Here is a 17960-nt window from a genome sequence, read left to right as displayed (position 1 = left end):
ACCAACAGGAGAAAGACATGCCCAAGCAACTCATCGTGCCCAAAGGGGCCGAAGCCGCCGTTACCAATCTGAATATGTCCCCCGCAATTGCCGCGGGGCCACTGGTCTTTCTGACCGGAGTAACCGGCAGCGCACCGGATGGCGCTATGCCAGACGACCCCGAAACCCAGTTTCGCGCCGCTTTCGCCAAGATCGGTGCCGTACTGGGCGAAGCAGGCTTAGGCTTTGCCGCAATTGTCGAGATGACCAGCTATCACGTCGGCCTGCGCGATCATTTCGAGCTGTTCGATCACGTCCGCCTGGACATTCTGCCCGCCCCATACCCGGCCTGGACCGCGATAGAGGCCGCCGGACTGCGCCGCCCCGGTGCCCTTGTCGAAATCCGGATCATCGCCAGTCGCGATGCGTGATCTATAGCGTCTCGCGAAATACCTTAAACATCACGCATCATCAAACGCGTTGAAATCTTTGATTTCAGGCAGCGTTAGATGATTCAGGTTTTCGCATGACGCTGCAGAAAAAGAACTGGCGCCTGCATTTTGCTGGGATGCAGGCGCCAGACTGTCAGATCAGTTTAACTACGGGCCTGATCCTGGCGATCCATACGCAGACTGACCAATACACATCAGCCCTGACCACCGGAGCGACACAAAACACGAGCTCCATTTACACAACGGTTCAAACAGGTCCGGCAAACACTACAGAACTACCCATTACACGCCGGACCAAACTCTAACGACCGTTGGGGCCGATACGCAGCCCCTTGATGCACCTCAAACACACAGCGGTTCACCAGGGTCACGGGTGAAGGTTCGCCGCAGGCACCTCGTCACTAAACAAACTCAGCAGGGGCACATTCAGTGCGCTGCTCAAACCAACCAACTGATCAAGGCGGATCGCGGCTTTCGCGGTCTCGACCTGTTCCAGCTCACAAGATGTGATGTCGATCGCGCGGGCCAACTCTTCTGAACTGATCTTGCGCTCCTGCCGAATGCGCCGAACACTGGATCCTAGAACTTTGCGGATCTGGTTAGGCATGGACTGCGACCTCATATCTATGTTGAGGGGCAGAATACCGATTTATTCAACCTCTGCTAGAATGTGCAAATTTGCATCGCGCATTGCCAGTATTTATAAAGATGTATGGGAAAAGTTTTTTCTGTAAAATATAAATATATGATCAGAATTTTTTTGTAAATCTGCTCTCTGCTTTATCTATTGCTTTTGAAATGATATCCGCTTCTTCGTCCATATTATTTCTTATCAGCTCATATTTAATGTAAATCATCATTCTAATTATGGCATCTCGCTCTTTTTCTTCCATTTCGTATTCCAATACTTCACCGTGTCTCGATACTCCTCAGCTCGTTGAGCCAAAAAATAATGTCCACAGGCTTAATGCTCGGACATTGTGGCGAAAGCGTGGATGATACTGCAGCATTCCCGTTGACCGTGCTGCAATTTTGCAGCGGCTGACGGGCGGCGATCATTCGAAACGCCGTGCGATCCGCCTGTTCGTCCAGCACCGTTGCTGCCAGCGACGAATCATTTTCCGGTCCGGCCACCTGAATCAACCGTGGAGCGAAGACAGCATACATGGCTGCAAATTCACTGTTGCTGAAACAGGACGCGCCGACATGATCGAACAGCCGATCACTGATCTTGGGTCGGCAGCCGGGCAGCCAATGGCCATCGGGCAGCGTTTCACCAGGATTGATCCGCCGGGAAAACGCCAGCACCTGCCGGTAACGGCGCGCGTTCTCGACGACATCGCGCAGAAACGTGATGTCGTGGTCCATCGGCGGCAGATCATCCCCGGCGCGCCGAAACGCGCCGAAGATAAGGACCATGGGGCTTTTACGTTGAAAAACCTCTGGGGCGGGCCGGATCACCACACTCATGAAACCGGCCTTACTGTGCTGCGATTGCGAAACCGGCCGGCTGGCCATCGTTACGCGTGACAGACCGTTCCAGCACACCCTCGCGGTCCCAGTCGCCTTCGGGCCGGATCAACTGATACGGGTCAGAACCCAAGGTCAGCGCATTTTCGGGCAATTCGCTTTCATGCACCATTTCGGTATAGGCATATTCCGAAAAGACCAACTCGCGGCTGGTTTCCAGAATTTCAAAACCAAACATTTTCCACAGCGGGATCAGTTCATTGCGGGCATGACCGTAAATGGTCGAGAACCCCTTGCGGTTGCAATACGCGATGCCTTCACGGATCGTCTTGAAGGCGATCCTTGTGTTGCGGAATTGCGGGCGCACCGCCATCCGTTCCATTTTGGCAAATCCGCCAAAGAACCGCAGGCGCATGCAGGCCACCGGTTCATCCCCGACATAGCCGATCAGATGCGTCGCACAAAAATCATTGCCGTCGAACTCTTCTTCATACGGGCAATCCTGTTCCGCCATATAAACAGCGGCCCGGATGACCGAGACTTTCATCATATCTTCCATGGTCCGCGCGATCTTCACGCTCAGCGGTTTGGCGATTTTCTTCTCAGCAGTGGGGTAGGTTTGACTATCGAGCATAGGGGTGGCTCCATTCTTTTGGGGGGGGGTAGGTGGCTCCCTTTTGGGCGTGCCGGTGGTAAATGAACAGGTTCGGGGGTGTGCCCCCCTCAACCCGTCGAAAGCCGAGGGTGCGCAGCATCCTGCGCCCGGCCTCGGTGGTTCCGTTCCCGAAGATATCGAGATGGCGGAATTCGGGGTGTGACAATTTTTCGGACATGATGGAAAAGGCGGCGGCCAGAACGCCGGGGGCATAGACCCCCCACTTGTAGATCGCCGCGATCCGCTGATCCGGTGTGGCCAGGGTGGCCGGATCGGGGTCCGTCGGGGTAAAGCTGCCGTCCAGCACAGCAGCATGGCCCGCCGCATTCAGCAGCAGCAAACCATAGATGCCAGAAGTCTTGTTCGTGCGCCGGTTCCGGATGGCCCAAAGGTTATCCGGATGATGCTTTCGGATACGTTCCAGCACCGAAAGCTCTGCAAGCTGATGCGCCAGCGCAACATCAAGCAGTGGATAAATCGTTTCGAGATCACGTTTTGTCGCGCGTCCCAGCCCAATCCGGGTTTGGGCGGGATTCGACCTCAGGTGGTCAAATTCCTTTGATTTCAACCGCATCAACATGACACCTCGCCAGATTCTTGTCACGAATGCGACATAAACCTGCACAGAACACACTTTAGAGTAGAAAACGTAACCGGTACCGGCCATTTTATCAGGGCATAGAATCAACATCAGGCTGCTGCACAGATGCAGCAGGCAGGCAAAGCGATGAACAAGCTGAACACGAACCTTTCATGGGACGACCTGAAGGTCTTTCTGGCCTGCGCCCGGGCGTTGAGTTTCAGGGCTGCGGCCAAGTCGCTTGGCCTGACCTCCTCAACCGTTGTGCGCCGTATCGGTGCGCTTGAGAATAACCTCGGCTTCACCTTGTTCGACCGCCTGCCAAATGGCGTTCAGCTTACGCGCGAAGGCGCTCGTCTGGTTTCCAGTGCCAATCAGATCGAACAGGGCGCGTTTGACTTTCAGCGCCGGATCGAAACCTTCGATGCCACCAAACGTGGCATCGTGCGGATCGCCGCGACCGAGGGGATCGGGTCTTATTGGCTGATGCCGCGCCTGATCGACTTTCAGCGCAGCAACCCGATGATGGTGATCGACCTGCAGGCCTCCGAACGCCTGGTCGATGTCAACCGGATGGAGGCTGACGTCGCCATCCAGTTCGAAGAACCCACCAACCCGCATGTGATGCGCCGCCGCCTGGGCAGCATTCACATCTACCCCTATGCCTCGCGCCGCTATCTGGATGTCTATGGCATTCCCAAAACCCGGGATGAGATGATGGATCACCGGCTGGTCGATCAGGTCGGCCCACAGCTGGATCATGGGGCCTGGCCGCGCTATCTCGGTCTTGATGATATCGAGGGGGTGATCGGCATCCGTACCAATTCCTCCGCCGCGCATTTCTATGCGGTAGAGCGCGGGGCAGGGATCGGCGGTCTGCCCACCTATGCCTCCGCCCTTGTCGGGCCCAGTGTGATGCCCATTGATGTCGGTATCCATCACCGCATGGATATCTGGATGACCTATCACCCCGATGCCCGCCGCACCCCGCGCGTGGCGACCATGATCGACTGGCTGGTCGAATGCTTTGAACCGGCCAAGTTCCCCTGGTTCCGGGATGAGTTCATCCACCCCAGTGCCTTTATCGATTTCGACAGTGCGCATTGGCAGGATCGGTCGATGACCGACTTCGCTGCCTCCGGCAAATTCCGCGACATTTCCTGACCGCACGTTTTGGCGTCACGGGACCCACAGGCAATCAGCCCACTCGTGCCGTTCGTGCTGGCCGGATGTACCGCCGTCAGCGTGCTGTCCACGGATCTGTTAACCCCGTCGATCCCATCGCTGCCTGATGCCCTGGATACAGATATCCGCATGGCGCAACTGGTCGTGGGCATCAACCTGGCGGCCTATTCCATCGCGCAACTGATCCATGGGCCGCTGGCGGATCGCATCGGCCGCCGCGGTCTGTTGCTCTGGGCCTTCCCGCTCTTTGTCATTGTATCGGCCGCCTGCACCTTCAGCACCTCGATCAATGCGCTTCTGGCAGGGCGGTTTCTGCAGGGGCTGTTTTCCTCGGTCCCATCGGTCGTTGTGGTGCTGATTATACGAGAGCTTTACGGCTCGCGTCAGGCCATGCAGGTGATGGCGCTTTATGGGGCCGTGATGGGCGTTGCCCCAGCGATCGGGCCGCTTATCGGTGGGCAGCTGCAGGCCTGGTTCGGCTGGACTGCCAGTTTCTGGACAATCGCCGGTCTGGCCCTGCTGGCCCTTCTGGCCTTCTGGCGCTGGGTCCCCGAAACCTTGCCCCCGGACCGAGAGCGCCCCGCAGGCAACCCCTTTGCCCAATACCGCCAGCTTTTGGGCCAACCGGTCTTTCTGCGCACAGCCCTGGCGCTGTCGCTGACCTTCGGGGCGTTTTTTGCCTATGTCTCGACCGCGCCGGTGGTCTTTATCGACCGGCTGGGCGTGTCTGAGCAGGTCTACGGCGTCACCTACCTGCCGGTGATCTGTGCGTTTATCATTGGCAATGTGCTGTGCTCAAAACTGTCAAACCACTGGGATGGTGTGGCAATTGTCTATATGTCCATGCGCCTGATGGTCATCGGCATCGGCCTTTTGCTGCTGCCGCTGGTGTTCGGATACGAAACCGTTCTCAGCCTGTTGTTGCCGATGCTGGTCTATGCCGCAGGCTTTGCGATGATGATGGCGGCGGGCCAGATCGTCGTGCTGGATCAGGCCCGGGATATGCCGCAGGGCGCGGCCTCGGCTGTGCTGGGCGCGCTGCAGCTTGGCGCGGCGGCAGCCGCCGGGGCGGTCTCATCGCTCAGCTACCATGGTGGCGGGCTGACCATGGCGCTGACCATGGCCGGCTTTGTCGGGACGGGTGCGTTGCTGCTGGTAAGTGTCCGGCTGAAAGCGTTTCAAGATAAACCCGAAACGCAAGCTTATCCCGAAACGCAGTGACAAGCTTATAGGGTGTACGCGTTTCGAGTTTACGTGATGTCTCACGGTAAACTCGAAGCGCTTTAGCCTCGTGCCGCCCGCCGTTCCGGGATCAGCCCCCGCGGACTGAACCGCAGCACGATCAGCAGGATCAGCCCCATCAGGAACAGCCGCAGATGCGGACCGGCATCAATCAGCCGCTTTTTCAAAGAACCGTCATCCATCCAGCTGGTGACAAAGGTCATCATGCCGGGACCCCATTCCTCGACCTTGATCCACAGGAACCAGATCAGGATACCGCCCAGCACCGCCCCGGCATTGTTGCCAGAACCGCCGACAATCACCATCACCCAGATCAGAAAGGTAAAGCGCAGCGGGTTATACGTCCCCGGCGTGAACTGCCCGTCCAGGGTCACCAGCATCGCGCCCGCAATTCCCACCACGGCAGAGCCCAGGATAAAGGTCTGCAAATGCCGCGCCGTCACATCCTTGCCCATAGCCTCGGCGGCATCGCGATTGTCCCGGATCGCCCGCATCATCCGGCCCCAGGGCGAATTCAGCGCCCGCTGCGACAGCCAGAAGAGCACACCCAGCACCGCAGCAAACAGCACCGCATAAAGCAGCTTGACGACAATCGCTGCGGCCACCTCGGGCGGGGCGCCAAAACGGGTCGCCAGATCCTGCAGCCAGGTGGTATCGCGCAGGTCCAGTTCATAAGGCACCGGACGGGGCAAGCCGGTGACATTTTTGACCCCGCGGGTCAGCCAATCCTCGTTCTTCAGCACCGCAATGATGATCTCGGAAATTCCCAGCGTCGCAATCGCCAGATAATCAGACCGCAATCCCAGCGAGATTTTACCCACGACCCAGGCCGCCCCGGCCGCAAACAAGCCGCCGATCAGCCAGCCCACCAGAACCGGCAGACCCAGGCCGCCCAGATACCCGGACTTGGCCGGATCGACCGCTTCGATCGCATCAACCGCAGGATCATAGACCATACGGATCAGGGCATATCCCCCGACCACCAGCACCAGACTGCCCCAGAAACGCAAGCGCCCCTGCATTGCCCGGCGCCAGAACACAATCGCCGCGATGACCGCAGCCAGCACAACACCGGCCCCCATCACCCGCAGACCGCCCGCCGCCCAGGCATCCCCCACCGGCGGCATCGAGGTCAGCACAGCCGCCACACCCCCAAGGGCGGCAAACCCCATGATCCCGACATTGAACAGCCCGGCATAACCCCACTGGATATTCACCCCCAGCGCCATCACCGCCGAGATCAGCGCCATGTTCAGAATACCAAGCGCAACGTTCCAGCCATCGGTCAGCCCGACACCAACGATGGCCAGCGCCATCAGACCATAAAGCAGCGCGGTCCTCATATCACTTTCCCCTTGAAGATACCGGTCGGGCGCACCAGCAGCACGACGACAAGGATCACGAAGCTGACCGCGAATTTGTAGTCGGTCGACAGCAGTTGCAGCAGCCCATCAGGCGCCCAATCCTCCGGTGCCAGATGACCGATAAAGCGTTTATAGGCATAGGTCACCGTCACCTCGGAAAACGCGATCAGGAACCCGCCCGCAATCGCCCCCACCGGATTGCCGATCCCCCCCACAATGGCGGCGGCAAAGATCGGCAGCAGCAGCTGGAAATAGGTGAACGGCTTGAAAGACTTGTCGAGCCCGTAAAGCGTCCCCGCAATCGTCGCCAGCGCCGCCACAATCACCCAGGTCCAGAACACCACCTTATCCGGGTTGATCCCCGACAGCAGCGCCAGATCCTCATTGTCCGAATAGGCCCGCATCGCTTTGCCCATGCGGGTCCGGTTCAGGAACCAGAACAGCGCGATCACAACGGCGATGGCCACAACAACCGTGATCACCTGCGTCGTGCGCAGCGCCAGCCCCTCGGCCAGCCCGGTCATCTCCTTGAACTCCCGCGCCCGGATCACAAAGCGTTCGCCATCGGCGAACCGCTGATCCTCCGGCCCGATGATGATCCGCACCAGCCCGTTGATCATGAACATCACCCCGACCGAGGCGATCACAAACACCACTGGTGCCGCTTTCTGCGCCCGATAGAACCGGTACACCGTTCGATCAAAGATCAGACTTAACGCAATCGCCCCCAGAATACCCACCGGCAGCGCCAGCAAGGCCGTCGGCAAAGGCCCGGCGGAAATCCCCGCCTCCTGCAGCACCCAGGTCATCAGGATCACACACATCGCCCCAAAGGCCATCAGATCGCCATGGGCAAAGTTCGAGAACCGCAACACCGCATAAACCAGCGTCACCCCCAACGCCCCCAGCGCCAGCTGCGCGCCATAGGCCAGCCCCGGGATCAGGACAAAGTTCGATAAAAGGACGAAGGCATTCAGGATATCAGTCATGAACCGGTATACACTTTCCCAGATAAGTCAGCTGCCGCAGGGTTCCTTCGAAATCGAAGGAAAAGATGGCACGCCATTCCAGTGTCTTGCGATGAACGAGGCTGGACACAGCCACACCGTCATCCGTTGTCTTGCCGTGAAAGGCCACAAGCGGGCCGATAACCTCCGGCGCGTTCCAGATGACTTCCTGGCCGTCCCAGAACGTGGTGTTTTCGAACGGAGAGATTGACACGAAGCCCTCTTCGGACGGGCCGCAGACCATCTTCTTTCCCATGCTCCAGCTACAATGCGCACTCGGGGTGCATTCAAAGATATGCGCTTGGGCCAGCAATGGGCTCGGCATGGTGAAGGAAATCAAAACCGCACAGAGCCAGAAAGCGTAGCGGCTCCGCCCATCACCGGACCGCCCGGCGTCCACGCCGGGCAGCGCCCGACCCGCCCCATGGGCGGGCGCTTCTCGCCCACCCCGGGCCGGGCGCTGCCCTTGATCATGGCTCACAGCCGTCCATATGCGGATCGCCTTGGAAACCGCCAGGCTCATTCTGTCACCTCGCACATCCCCAGATGCGTCTCGAATTCGCCGAAAGCTATGGTGCTGTGCTTGGTCATCCGCACCGGCCCATCGGGCAGGATCGACACCAGCCAACGCTCGGCGCCCTGGGCCCAATCCTGCTCACCAGTCAGGAACAGAGCACCATTGCCCCCCGCCTCTTCGACAATGCGAAACGGCGCTTCAGCCAGCTCATAGCCATTCTCTCTGGCTTCGAAACCGATCGCGGTTTTGCTAAACTCCACCACCTTCGGTGTCGCCAGCACCACACATGGCGCGATACCGGCGCAATACTGGTCAAAGGCGCAGCTATATCCCTCGGCCCATGCACCGGTTGCCGCCACAGGCAAGGCCAGCAGCCCAAGGGCCACATGCCGGGCAGGGCGCATCATCCCTCCACCTCGCATAGGCTAAGCAGCGTATATTCCTCAGACAGCGCACCGGGCGTGTTATTGTACCAGGTCATCATCATGCGCAGATCCGGCAGGATGGTCATCATGGTCACAGCCAGCACTCCGTCCTCATCAGAAACCCGTTGCAGAAAGACCGCCCCGCCCCAACGCGCAGGCGTGCCGATTTTCTCATAGACGAATGTCTCACCTTCGAATGGCTCAATGCTCTCGATCCAGACATCGCCCTCCTTCCAAAGGTAGGAGGCCCAGATAATATCACCGCCCATGCAGCTTTGCGCGGCCTTGCAGGTCACATTGCCTTCGCAATAGTAACGCTCCCCGGCCACCGCGCCGGTGGCGAGGCTTGCCGTTATCAGGGCCGATGCAACGCGGGCTGTCATCCAACGCATCTTCATCCCCCCAGGAAACTCGCCCGGACCTCCGGGTCGGCCATCAGCGCTTCCCCGGTATCGGTAAAGCGGTTTGCGCCCTGCACCAGAACAAAGCCCTTATCGGCGATGTTCAGCGCCTGCTTGGCATTCTGTTCCACCATCAGAATGGCGATGCCGGTCTTGGCGATCTCAAGGATACGGTCGAACAATTCGTCCATGACGATAGGGCTGACCCCGGCGGTCGGCTCGTCCAGCATCAGCACTTTGGGTTTGGTCATCAGGGCACGGCCAACCGCAACCTGTTGGCGCTGCCCGCCCGACAATTCCCCGGCGGGCTGCGCAGCCTTTTCGCGCAGGATCGGGAACAGATGAAACACCTGTTCCATCGTGTCCGAGAAATCATCGTCCCGGATATAGGCCCCCATCTCAAGGTTCTCGCGCACGCTCATCGAGGTAAAGACGTTCGAGGTCTGCGGCACAAACCCCATCCCAGCCGAGACGCGGTCCTGCGGGCTTAGCTTTGTGATATCCCGCCCGTCCAGCATCACCCGTCCCTTGCGCAGGGGCAACATGCCGAACACCGCCTTCATCGCGGTTGACTTGCCCGCGCCATTTGGGCCGACAATCACCGCGATCTCGCCCTGTTCCACGCTGATGGTGCAGTCATGCAGAATATCCGCCGCACCATAGCCACCGGTCATCTTATCGCCGATCAGAAACGGTGTACTCATTCTGCCTGCTCCTGGCTGGCACGTATCTCGGTCAGGGGCTTGCCTGATATGGTGATACTGTCATTCAGTGTTTTCCGGATGGCATCGAACCTGGCCCAAAGCTCGTCGGGCTCCCCTACAATGCCATAGCTTACAGCCGTCAATTCGATATAAAGAGAGTCATTCTTGCCCAGCAGCTCTGCATAGAAAATCCGCTCCAGGTCATCAGAACCGGTTGCATGCTCGGTATAGACCGTATCATCCATGATGGTGATCTGCTCATTTTCGATGTCCAAACCGGTCAGCGCCTCGGCAGCCCAATTTATAAGACCGCCCGCCAAACCCGTGTCCCTGACATCTTCCCAATACTCAAGATCACCTTCATGCCCGTAAGCCGGATCATAATAGATCGACAGGTTCAGCCCCTGGCCTAGGTCATAGACATGCTCCTGCCCGCCATCTGACGCCATAACGACGCCGCGTCCCCAGTCTGTGTCAGTCGGGCAGAACGTGGCCTGACCTCCGCTGATAGTGAAGCATTTAGGTTTGTCGTCCAGGGGGGGCAAGACCGCAGTGCCAGCTTCAAAGCGCCAGGTGCCGTCGTCGAGGATTTCGATGATCTGCGATCCATATTCCATGGTGGCCAGCAGGCCCGGTTGCGTATCCTGCGCCATCGCCGCAGCGCCATAGCAGAGCGTCCCAAGCAGGACAGATGCGGTCGCGCAGGGCTGGCTTTTCTGCCATACGCTTGCCATACGCATGCCAGACGCTTGCTGGCACCCGATTTCCCGGGTCATTCCACCGCCTCCGGCTTGTTCTTCAGCCCTGTTCCCAGATAGGCCTCGATCACCCGTTCGTCGGTCTTCACCGCCTCGACCGGACCCTCCATCAGGACCTTGCCCTCGGCCATCACGATGACCGGATCGCAGAGGCGCGCGATGAAATCCATGTCGTGTTCGATCATGCAAAACGTGTAGCCGCGTTCCTTGTTCAGCCGCAGAATTGCGTCGCCAATGGTGTTCAGAAGGGTACGGTTCACGCCCGCGCCGACCTCGTCCAGAAACACGATCTTGGCGTCGACCATCATGGTGCGCCCCAGTTCCAGCAGCTTCTTCTGCCCGCCGGACAGATTGCCCGCCAGCTCGTCAGCTACATGGGAAATTTCAAGGAACTCAATGACTTCATCGGCTTTGCGCCGGATGTCAGCCTCTTCCTCACGGACCTTCTTGCCCTTGAACCAGGCATCCCAAAGCCCTTCCCCCGACTGGTTGCCGGGAACCATCATCAGGTTTTCCCGGACCGACAGGGTTGAGAATTCATGCGCTATCTGAAAGGTGCGCAGCAGACCTTTGCCAAACAGGTCATGCGGCGGCAGCCCCGTGATATCCTGTCCATCCAGAAAGACACGGCCCGAGGTCGGCGTGTAATGCCCGGCGACCACGTTGAACAAGGTGGTCTTGCCCGCCCCGTTCGGCCCAATCAACCCAGTGATGGAGCCTTTTTCGATTTCCAGAGACGCCCCGTCAACAGCACGGATGCCCCCGAAATGCATGTGCAGATCATCGACCCGGATCATGCGATACCTCTTAAAGAAAACCCAGGAGGCGTATGCCGCCTCCTGGGTGGTGTCATCCGTTCAGACCAGCGGTCTCAGCGGAAGCCAGCGGTGGTGTATTCGCCACCTTTGACCTCATACTCGCGATAGGTGCCGGCAGCTTCGCCCGGTCCGATCAGCTCGACATTGGTTGCGCCGACATAGTCGATATCGCCACCTTCAGCGAGGATTTTCAAACCCTTGGCCAGTTCACCCGGAAGGATCTTCTCGCCCGGTGCGTTGGCTACATCAAGCAGGTTCGCAGCAACAGCAGCACGGTCGGCAGAGCCGCCTTTCTGCATTGCCAGCGCGATCAGCGCCGCCGCGTCATAGCTTTCGCGCGTATAGCTGCTGTTGGGGTCCAAACCGGCCGCTTCGGCAAGCGCGTTGAACGCGTCTGTGCCATCGCCTTCGGACCAGGGCACGGAGCCGATGGTGCCGTTCAGATCGTCGCCAATAGCCTCAAGCAGGCTGTCCGCATACATGCCGTCGCCCAGAGCGAAGGTTTCGAATGCGCCTGTGTCGACCGAGGTACGGATGATCCCGACGCCGCCCTGATCGGCATAGCCGAGCACGACCAGAATATCGCCGCCTGCGGCAGCAAGTGCACCAACCTCGGCAGAGTAGTCGCCTTTGCCGTCTTCGTGTGCTGCGTTGATCGTAACCTCACCGCCAAGCCCTTCATAAGCTGCGATAAACGCGTCCGAGAAGCCCTTGCCATAGTCGTTATTGGTGTAGGTCACAGCCGCAGACTTGATCCCGCGATCCATCAGGATATTGGCAAGAACATCGCCCTGACGGGCATCCGAAGGCGAGGTGCGGAAGAACAGGTCTTTGTCGTCAATGGTCGACAGCGCCGGGCTGGTGGCCGAGGGCGACACCATTACGACACCGTTGGGGACAGCAACGTTATTTGCAATCGCCGTGGTCACGCCGGAACAATCCGCGCCCATGATTGCAACAACGCCCTCAGATGTGATCAGGCGTTCTGCCGCAGCTGTTGCAGCCGGGGCGTCGACACAGGTCGAATCTGCGCGAACAGACTCGATCACCTTGCCGTCCAGGAACGCGCCGCTGTCCGATGCTTCTTTCATCGCCAGTTCGGCGCTGTCCGCCATGGAAGGCGTGATCGATTCAATCGGTCCGGTGAAGCCAAGGATGACACCAACCTTAACCGCGTGCCCGTCGGCCATCGCCGTGCCTGCCACCATGGCAGCGGCGGTTGTCGCCAAAAGGATTTTTTTCATAACAACACTCCCTTGTTGCAGATCAGACGCTTTTTGCGCCTTTAGATTCGTCTGCACAGACCATAGGCAAGTGCATCTTAAGTGCAAGAGGTCTCGACAGAGCGTGTCCCGCTGGCCAGTCCGCGCGCATGTGATTATGGTCGCGCGGAACGGAGGACGGATGGAAACAGTACAACAGGCCATCAATCTTGTGCTGGAAGGCGACTCGGTGCTTTTCGGCATCGTTATCCTGTCGCTGAAGGTCAGTCTGACAGCGGTGGCTCTGGCCACGCTGGTCGGCGCACCTTTGGGGGCGGTCCTGGCGATATGGCGCTTTCCGGGGCGCGGTGTTATGGTGGTCAGTTCCACAGCCCTTATGGCGCTGCCGCCGGTTGTGGTGGGTCTGTTTGTCTACCTGACCCTCAGCCGGGCCGGGCCGCTGGGGGAATGGGGGTTGCTCTTTACGCCAACCGCGATGGTCATTGCCCAGACCATTCTGATCATTCCCATTATCACCGCCCTGACACGCGAAGCGGTGCTGCCGATCCATCGGGAGTATCGCGACCTGCTGCTCTCCGTTTCGGCCAGTCGCTGGTTGACGTTGCGTACGGTGCTTTGGGATGCACGGTTTGGTGTTGCGACGGCCGTGCTGGCCGGGTTTGGCCGCGCCATTGCCGAGGTTGGCGCGGTGCTGATCGTCGGCGGGAATATCAACGGCGTTACTCGGGTGATGACCACAACGATTGCGCTGGAAACCTCAAAGGGCAATCTGGAACTGGCCATGGCCCTTGGCCTGATCCTGATCGCACTGGCCTTTGTGGTGAACATCGCCATGCATGGGCTGGCCCGGATCGGCCAAAGGTATCACGCGGCATGAGCGCTGCTTTGCATCTGGATGGGGCTGGTTTTGCCGCTGATGGCCGGACGCTGCTTGGTCCGCTGGACCTGCAGGTTGCGGGGCAGGGGATTACCGTTGTGATGGGGGCGAATGGGGCTGGAAAAAGCCTGTTCCTGCGCCTGTCGCATGGATTGCTGCCGGTCAGTCAGGGGCGCGTCAGCTGGGGCGGACGCCGTGCGGATGCAACGCGGGCCGAACGCGGTTTCATGTTCCAGAACACACCGATCCTGCGCCGCTCGGTCGCGCAGAATGTGGCCTTTCCTCTGCAAGCCCTGGGTCTGGGCGAGGTCGCATCCCGGGTGGCGCGCGTGCTGGATCTGGCGCGCCTGACCGGCAAAGAGCATCAGCCTGCCGCGCGCCTGTCAGGCGGCGAACGTCAGCGCATGGCGATGGCGCGCGCCTTGGTGATCGAACCGCAGGCACTGCTGATGGATGAGCCGTCTGCCAGCCTTGACCCGGCCTCGACCCGCGCCTTGGAGTATATGATCCGTCAGGTCGTGTCCGATGGCGTCAAGGTGCTGATCGCCACCCATGATATTGGTCAGGCTCGGCGCCTTGCCGATGAGGTGCTGTTTTTCAACGAAGGCAAGCTTGCAGAACAGGCCCAGGCGGAGGCATTCTTTGCCGCGCCCGCCAGTGACGCGGCGCGCGCTTATCTGGAGGGGCAGATATGATCCGTCTTACCGTAATGCTGATGGCGCTGGCGCTGCCCTTGCAGGCGGAGACCATCCGTTTGGCCTCGACCACCTCGACACAGAATTCGGGATTACTAGCGGCCATTCTGCCGATCTTTGAGGAACGTACCGGTCATAAGGTTGAGGTGATCGCTGTCGGCACGGGGCAGGCGCTGCGCATTGCGCGCAACGGTGATGCGGATGTGTTGCTGGTGCATCACCGAACCTCGGAGGATGCTTTTGTCGCCGAAGGGCACGGGCTAGAGCGGTTCGATGTGATGTATAATGACTTTGTCATCGTTGGCCCGACGGATGATCCTGCCGATGTCGCGGGCGCTGGCACTGCCGTTCAGGCGTTTCAGCGGATTGCAGAGGCTGGCGTTGCTTTTGCCTCGCGCGGGGATGACAGCGGCACCCATAAGAAAGAGCAGGAGTTGTGGCAGGCGGCCGAGATCCAGCCGCAGGGCGATTGGTATCGAGAGACCGGGGCCGGAATGGGCACGACGCTGAATATCGCGGTGGCGATGGGGGCTTATGTCCTGACCGACCGCGGCACCTGGATCACCTTTGGCAACAAGCGGGCCCATAACGTGCGGATGTCCGGCGATAAAGTGTTGTTCAACCCCTATGGCATTATCGCGGTCAACCCGGACCGGCACCCGCATGTGAAATCCGCCGCCAGCCAGGCGCTGATCGAGTGGTTTTTGTCAGATGAGGGGCAGGCCGCGATCGGGGCTTTCACGATTGAAGGGCAGCAGGCGTTCTGCCCCAATTCGGTGGATATGCAGCGCGCGCGAGCCGCCGCCAGGGTTGGTTGTCCGGTGGATCAGGACAGTCTGCAAGGCGGTTAGGCCGTGTAACAGGGCCATTCCGGCGGGTTTATGCCGGTTTGGAGCGGTTTTCTGCAGATATTCAAAACGCGTTAACTATACAAATGGATAGTAAAGCCTTGGGATTCTTCCGGAATTTTCGATGGCCGCTAAGGCATGCGTTTTTTGCATGACGGGAATGCTTTCCCATGCGTTGTAATCTTATCTCAATTGGTCATGTTGCATTGCACAAAGAAGCGGTCGCATCCGCTTGGATTGAGGTAGACCATGACACAACTTGTACAGACCCGGACATCGATCAGCGCTAACCCTGCGGCGCTTCTGACCAACGCAGCGCATGCCGTCGTTCGCTATGCGCGCTATCGTAAGACCCTGCGGGTTCTGCGGGGCCTGCCTTATGAAACCTTGTGGGATCTGGATATCGATCCCGGCAAGCTAAAAGAAACCGCCCGACGCGCGGCCTTTGCCAGCTGACCCCCCCCAACTTGCATCTGCGCAAAAGGATAGACCCATGACCGACCTGACCCAAAGCTTCGCTGGCCGCAACAGTCTGACCGACCGTTTCTCGGCCATCAAAACCAACATCGCAGAGCGGTATGCCCGCTATCGCCTGTATCAACGCTCTTTGTCTGAACTGGCATCGCTGAGCGACCGTGACCTGGCCGATATCGGCCTGAGCCGTCACGCGCTGCGCGCCTCGATCCGTGAGGCGCTTTACAATGATCCACGAGGGACTCTGTAAGAAGGGCTGGTTTGCTGCAGCCTGAGCAGAGGAAGGGGCCACTTCGGGGGCCCCTTTTTTGCATTTTCGGCTTTGCATCAAGCCTTTAGCATCACGTTTATAGCCGTCCTGAGGTGGATGCTATGAAAGCAACAAATGCTGCTTACCGTTTGAGCAATCTGTCAGACTGTGGATGCCTGTCCGGCGCTGTTGCGTCTTAGCATGGCTGTCGCACCACTGATCGCATCGCGCAGGCCAAGACGTTTTTTCTTGAGGTAGCGGATTGTCATCGTATCGGGTGATGGCCTCATTTGTTCGGTGTCAATCCTGGCATCAATCTCGCGATGCCGCACGCGCAGACTTTTGATATGTGCGATAAGCGAAGTCTTTGAGATGTTCCTTTTCTTCATGATGTCCTCCGTCTTCGAGTTGCCGAACAGATATTGTTCGATAGTCCGATATGGGGTCGAATTCGGCGATAAGAAGCTTATCAAACCTTAAAGTAGCATAGGAAAAACTTATCTAGCGTATTTGGAGGATGAGACATGTCCAATGATTTCACGCTTAAGCAACTGAGATATTTCGTTGCTTTGGCTGATATGCACAACTTCAGACGTGCGGCCGAACGTGTTGGGGTCAGCCAGCCATCGCTCAGCCAGCAGATCGTCGCGCTTGAGGGGGCGCTGGGGCTGGAACTGGTTGAGCGGGGGCGGCGCGGCGCGGTGCTGACACCAGGGGGGCGACGGGTGCTGGAGCAGGCCCGCAAGGTGATTGAGGAAGCCGCAGTGCTTCATGCGCATGCTGCTGGCGCGCGGGACGGAACCCATGTGACCATCCGGCTTGGATCGACCCCCACTTTGGGGCCGTATTTCCTACCTTTTGTCATGCGCCGTCTACATGAAGATTACCCCGCACTGAAGGTTGTTGTGCGAGATGCTGCCCCCTTGGTTCTGCAAGATGAACTTCTTGAAGGGCGGCATGATCTGATCCTGACCCAGTTGCCCGTGCGCTCTTCTGATCTGGCAGTAAAAAGGCTGTTCCGTGAACCTTTGAAACTGGTTGTGGCACAGGACCACCCGATGACCCGCAAGGTTACTGTGACGGACGCTGATCTTACTGGCGAGGATATGCTTGCGCTTTCAAGCGGTTACCTGCTGCAGAGCCAGGTCTCGGCTTTGAGTGAGGAAGTTGGTGGAAATCTCCGGCAGGATTATGAGGGAACCAGTCTTGATGCGCTTCGGCATATGGCGGCTTTGAATATGGGGGTCGCATTTCTGCCGGCCCTTTATGTCAATTCCGAGGTCTCCGAAGATACGGGCGATGTCAAAACACTGAGCTTCCGCAATGATCAGTTTACCCGGTCGATTGGCCTTGTCTGGCGGCATCGATCAGCCCATGGCGACTTGATCAAGCGCATTGGCGAAGTTGCCAAGTCTGTTGCTTATGAGAGGTTCCGAGGCTTGGTGACAGTCGAGTAGCGCCTTGAGGTACTTGATGGGTATTTCCAATTAAATTTGATTGATATTTTCTATTTTAATATCTGCCCGTCATGGCGATCTATCAGTCATAGGCAGTCACTGCGCAACCCGAGTTTGCGAGACGGCGGTCCAGGGGTTGGCCTTGTTCCAGTGTTTTGGCGAACCCTAAAGTAAGTGAAAGAAAAGCCAGAAAGGAACTGATAATAATATGAAATGACCAATTGACGGAGAAGTCCTCGTGGTCACGGAGCGCAGCGGCGTCGAGATCGACTATTGCCCCAGATGTCGTGGCGTTTGGCTGGACCGAGGCGAGTTGGAGAAGATAATCGACCGTTCGGCAGAGGTCAGCCCAAGCGTGTCATATCGTGATGACCACAAAGATCACAGGGCGCCAAAAAAGCGGAAAAGCTCCATGTTAAAGCGTTTCGAGTTTACCTTGAGACATCACATAAAATCGAAACGCGTACACCATATAGGCTTATCACTGCGTTTCAGGATAATCTTTTGTCTCAGGTTTATCCCGAAACGCTTTAAGTGAGTTATTCGACTTCTGAGGTCGCAGAGTTAGAGCGTCATACG

25 protein-coding genes are annotated in these 17960 nt (G+C 58.4%); 10 read left to right on the top strand and 15 right to left on the bottom strand.

Annotation, left to right across the window (positions count from 1 at the left end):
- Positions 1 to 17 precede the first annotated feature (17 nt).
- Positions 18 to 410, top strand: coding sequence for a RidA family protein (locus tag ACW9UQ_RS09640; protein WP_458930809.1), 393 nt, complete (start codon positions 18 to 20; stop codon positions 408 to 410).
- Positions 411 to 798: 388 nt separating this feature from the next.
- On the opposite strand, the gene ACW9UQ_RS09635 is transcribed toward ACW9UQ_RS09640, so the two are convergent.
- The 5 genes from ACW9UQ_RS09635 to ACW9UQ_RS09615 form a co-directional block, all read right to left on the bottom strand.
- Complete coding sequence (locus ACW9UQ_RS09635; RefSeq protein WP_458930808.1) at positions 799 to 1038, bottom strand: helix-turn-helix domain-containing protein; 240 nt, start codon at positions 1036 to 1038, stop codon at positions 799 to 801.
- Positions 1039 to 1180: 142 nt separating this feature from the next.
- Positions 1181 to 1324 (bottom strand): hypothetical protein, encoded by a 144-nt coding sequence (locus tag ACW9UQ_RS09630; RefSeq protein ID WP_458930807.1) that lies wholly within the window; start codon positions 1322 to 1324, stop codon positions 1181 to 1183.
- A gap of 16 nt (positions 1325 to 1340) precedes the next feature.
- The gene (locus ACW9UQ_RS09625) at positions 1341 to 1901 is read right to left on the bottom strand and encodes a hypothetical protein (RefSeq protein ID WP_458930806.1); all 561 of its coding nucleotides are present in this window, start codon (positions 1899 to 1901) and stop codon (positions 1341 to 1343) included.
- A gap of 10 nt (positions 1902 to 1911) precedes the next feature.
- Complete coding sequence (locus ACW9UQ_RS09620) at positions 1912 to 2535, bottom strand: GNAT family N-acetyltransferase (protein WP_458930805.1); 624 nt, start codon at positions 2533 to 2535, stop codon at positions 1912 to 1914.
- Entirely contained in the window at positions 2525 to 3130 is a 606-nt protein-coding gene (locus tag ACW9UQ_RS09615) for a hypothetical protein (protein ID WP_458930804.1), read from the bottom strand. Before ACW9UQ_RS09615 ends, ACW9UQ_RS09620 begins: the two co-directional genes overlap by 11 nt.
- A gap of 153 nt (positions 3131 to 3283) precedes the next feature.
- Here ACW9UQ_RS09615 and ACW9UQ_RS09610 point away from each other — a divergent pair, with 153 nt between their 5' ends.
- Both ACW9UQ_RS09610 and ACW9UQ_RS09605 read left to right on the top strand, forming a co-directional pair.
- The gene (locus ACW9UQ_RS09610; protein ID WP_458930803.1) at positions 3284 to 4300 is read left to right on the top strand and encodes a LysR family transcriptional regulator; all 1017 of its coding nucleotides are present in this window, start codon (positions 3284 to 3286) and stop codon (positions 4298 to 4300) included.
- A gap of 45 nt (positions 4301 to 4345) precedes the next feature.
- On the top strand, positions 4346 to 5542 hold the full coding sequence (locus tag ACW9UQ_RS09605) for a multidrug effflux MFS transporter (protein WP_458930802.1): 1197 nt from the start codon (positions 4346 to 4348) through the stop codon (positions 5540 to 5542).
- Between the two features lie 62 nt (positions 5543 to 5604).
- Here ACW9UQ_RS09605 and ACW9UQ_RS09600 read toward each other — a convergent pair whose 3' ends face one another.
- From ACW9UQ_RS09600 to ACW9UQ_RS09560, 9 genes are all read right to left on the bottom strand, one after another.
- Entirely contained in the window at positions 5605 to 6906 is a 1302-nt protein-coding gene (locus ACW9UQ_RS09600; RefSeq protein WP_458930801.1) for a branched-chain amino acid ABC transporter permease, read from the bottom strand.
- Positions 6903 to 7916: a branched-chain amino acid ABC transporter permease gene (locus ACW9UQ_RS09595; protein WP_458930800.1), complete on the bottom strand. Its 1014-nt coding sequence runs from the start codon at positions 7914 to 7916 to the stop codon at positions 6903 to 6905. The genes ACW9UQ_RS09600 and ACW9UQ_RS09595 overlap by 4 nt, the downstream gene beginning before the upstream one ends.
- The gene (locus tag ACW9UQ_RS09590) at positions 7909 to 8457 is read right to left on the bottom strand and encodes a hypothetical protein (protein WP_458930799.1); all 549 of its coding nucleotides are present in this window, start codon (positions 8455 to 8457) and stop codon (positions 7909 to 7911) included. Before ACW9UQ_RS09590 ends, ACW9UQ_RS09595 begins: the two co-directional genes overlap by 8 nt.
- Complete coding sequence (locus tag ACW9UQ_RS09585) at positions 8454 to 8855, bottom strand: hypothetical protein (protein WP_458930798.1); 402 nt, start codon at positions 8853 to 8855, stop codon at positions 8454 to 8456. Before ACW9UQ_RS09585 ends, ACW9UQ_RS09590 begins: the two co-directional genes overlap by 4 nt.
- On the bottom strand, positions 8855 to 9268 hold the full coding sequence (locus ACW9UQ_RS09580) for a hypothetical protein (protein WP_458930797.1): 414 nt from the start codon (positions 9266 to 9268) through the stop codon (positions 8855 to 8857). The genes ACW9UQ_RS09585 and ACW9UQ_RS09580 overlap by 1 nt, the downstream gene beginning before the upstream one ends.
- A 2-nt stretch (positions 9269 to 9270) precedes the next feature.
- Positions 9271 to 9981: an ABC transporter ATP-binding protein gene (locus tag ACW9UQ_RS09575; RefSeq protein ID WP_458930796.1), complete on the bottom strand. Its 711-nt coding sequence runs from the start codon at positions 9979 to 9981 to the stop codon at positions 9271 to 9273.
- Entirely contained in the window at positions 9978 to 10757 is a 780-nt protein-coding gene (locus ACW9UQ_RS09570) for a hypothetical protein (RefSeq protein WP_458930795.1), read from the bottom strand. The genes ACW9UQ_RS09575 and ACW9UQ_RS09570 overlap by 4 nt, the downstream gene beginning before the upstream one ends.
- The gene (locus ACW9UQ_RS09565; protein WP_458930794.1) at positions 10754 to 11536 is read right to left on the bottom strand and encodes an ABC transporter ATP-binding protein; all 783 of its coding nucleotides are present in this window, start codon (positions 11534 to 11536) and stop codon (positions 10754 to 10756) included. Before ACW9UQ_RS09565 ends, ACW9UQ_RS09570 begins: the two co-directional genes overlap by 4 nt.
- 74 nt (positions 11537 to 11610) lie before the next feature.
- Complete coding sequence (locus ACW9UQ_RS09560) at positions 11611 to 12801, bottom strand: ABC transporter substrate-binding protein (protein ID WP_458930793.1); 1191 nt, start codon at positions 12799 to 12801, stop codon at positions 11611 to 11613.
- Positions 12802 to 12961: 160 nt separating this feature from the next.
- On the opposite strand from ACW9UQ_RS09560, the gene ACW9UQ_RS09555 reads away from it, so the two are divergent.
- The 5 genes from ACW9UQ_RS09555 (at position 12962) to ACW9UQ_RS09535 (ending at position 15924) form a co-directional block, all read left to right on the top strand.
- Entirely contained in the window at positions 12962 to 13657 is a 696-nt protein-coding gene (locus ACW9UQ_RS09555; protein ID WP_458930792.1) for an ABC transporter permease, read from the top strand.
- Positions 13654 to 14352, top strand: a complete 699-nt coding sequence (locus ACW9UQ_RS09550) for an energy-coupling factor ABC transporter ATP-binding protein (RefSeq protein ID WP_458930791.1) — start codon at positions 13654 to 13656, stop codon at positions 14350 to 14352. The genes ACW9UQ_RS09555 and ACW9UQ_RS09550 overlap by 4 nt, the downstream gene beginning before the upstream one ends.
- Positions 14349 to 15203: an ABC transporter substrate-binding protein gene (locus tag ACW9UQ_RS09545; protein WP_458930790.1), complete on the top strand. Its 855-nt coding sequence runs from the start codon at positions 14349 to 14351 to the stop codon at positions 15201 to 15203. The genes ACW9UQ_RS09550 and ACW9UQ_RS09545 overlap by 4 nt, the downstream gene beginning before the upstream one ends.
- Positions 15204 to 15449: 246 nt before the next feature.
- Positions 15450 to 15656: a hypothetical protein gene (locus tag ACW9UQ_RS09540; RefSeq protein ID WP_458930789.1), complete on the top strand. Its 207-nt coding sequence runs from the start codon at positions 15450 to 15452 to the stop codon at positions 15654 to 15656.
- A gap of 37 nt (positions 15657 to 15693) precedes the next feature.
- The gene (locus tag ACW9UQ_RS09535) at positions 15694 to 15924 is read left to right on the top strand and encodes a DUF1127 domain-containing protein (protein WP_458930788.1); all 231 of its coding nucleotides are present in this window, start codon (positions 15694 to 15696) and stop codon (positions 15922 to 15924) included.
- Between the two features lie 161 nt (positions 15925 to 16085).
- Here the strand turns inward: ACW9UQ_RS09535 and ACW9UQ_RS09530 are convergent, their stop codons facing one another.
- A complete protein-coding gene (locus ACW9UQ_RS09530) occupies positions 16086 to 16313 on the bottom strand; it encodes a YdcH family protein (protein WP_458930787.1) in 228 nt (75 codons plus the stop codon).
- 135 nt (positions 16314 to 16448) lie between these two features.
- Between ACW9UQ_RS09530 and ACW9UQ_RS09525 the strand changes: the two genes are divergently transcribed.
- Both ACW9UQ_RS09525 and ACW9UQ_RS09520 read left to right on the top strand, forming a co-directional pair.
- Positions 16449 to 17381 (top strand): hydrogen peroxide-inducible genes activator, encoded by a 933-nt coding sequence (locus tag ACW9UQ_RS09525; RefSeq protein ID WP_458930786.1) that lies wholly within the window; start codon positions 16449 to 16451, stop codon positions 17379 to 17381.
- Positions 17382 to 17601: 220 nt separating this feature from the next.
- Positions 17602 to 17919 (top strand): TFIIB-type zinc ribbon-containing protein, encoded by a 318-nt coding sequence (locus ACW9UQ_RS09520; protein WP_458930815.1) that lies wholly within the window; start codon positions 17602 to 17604, stop codon positions 17917 to 17919.
- Positions 17920 to 17960: the final 41 nt, after the last annotated feature.

The sequence above is a fragment of the Halovulum sp. GXIMD14793 genome (assembly GCF_054457435.1).
The sequence above is the reverse complement of the archived record's forward strand: the minus strand, read 5'-3'. Positions and strand labels throughout refer to the sequence as shown.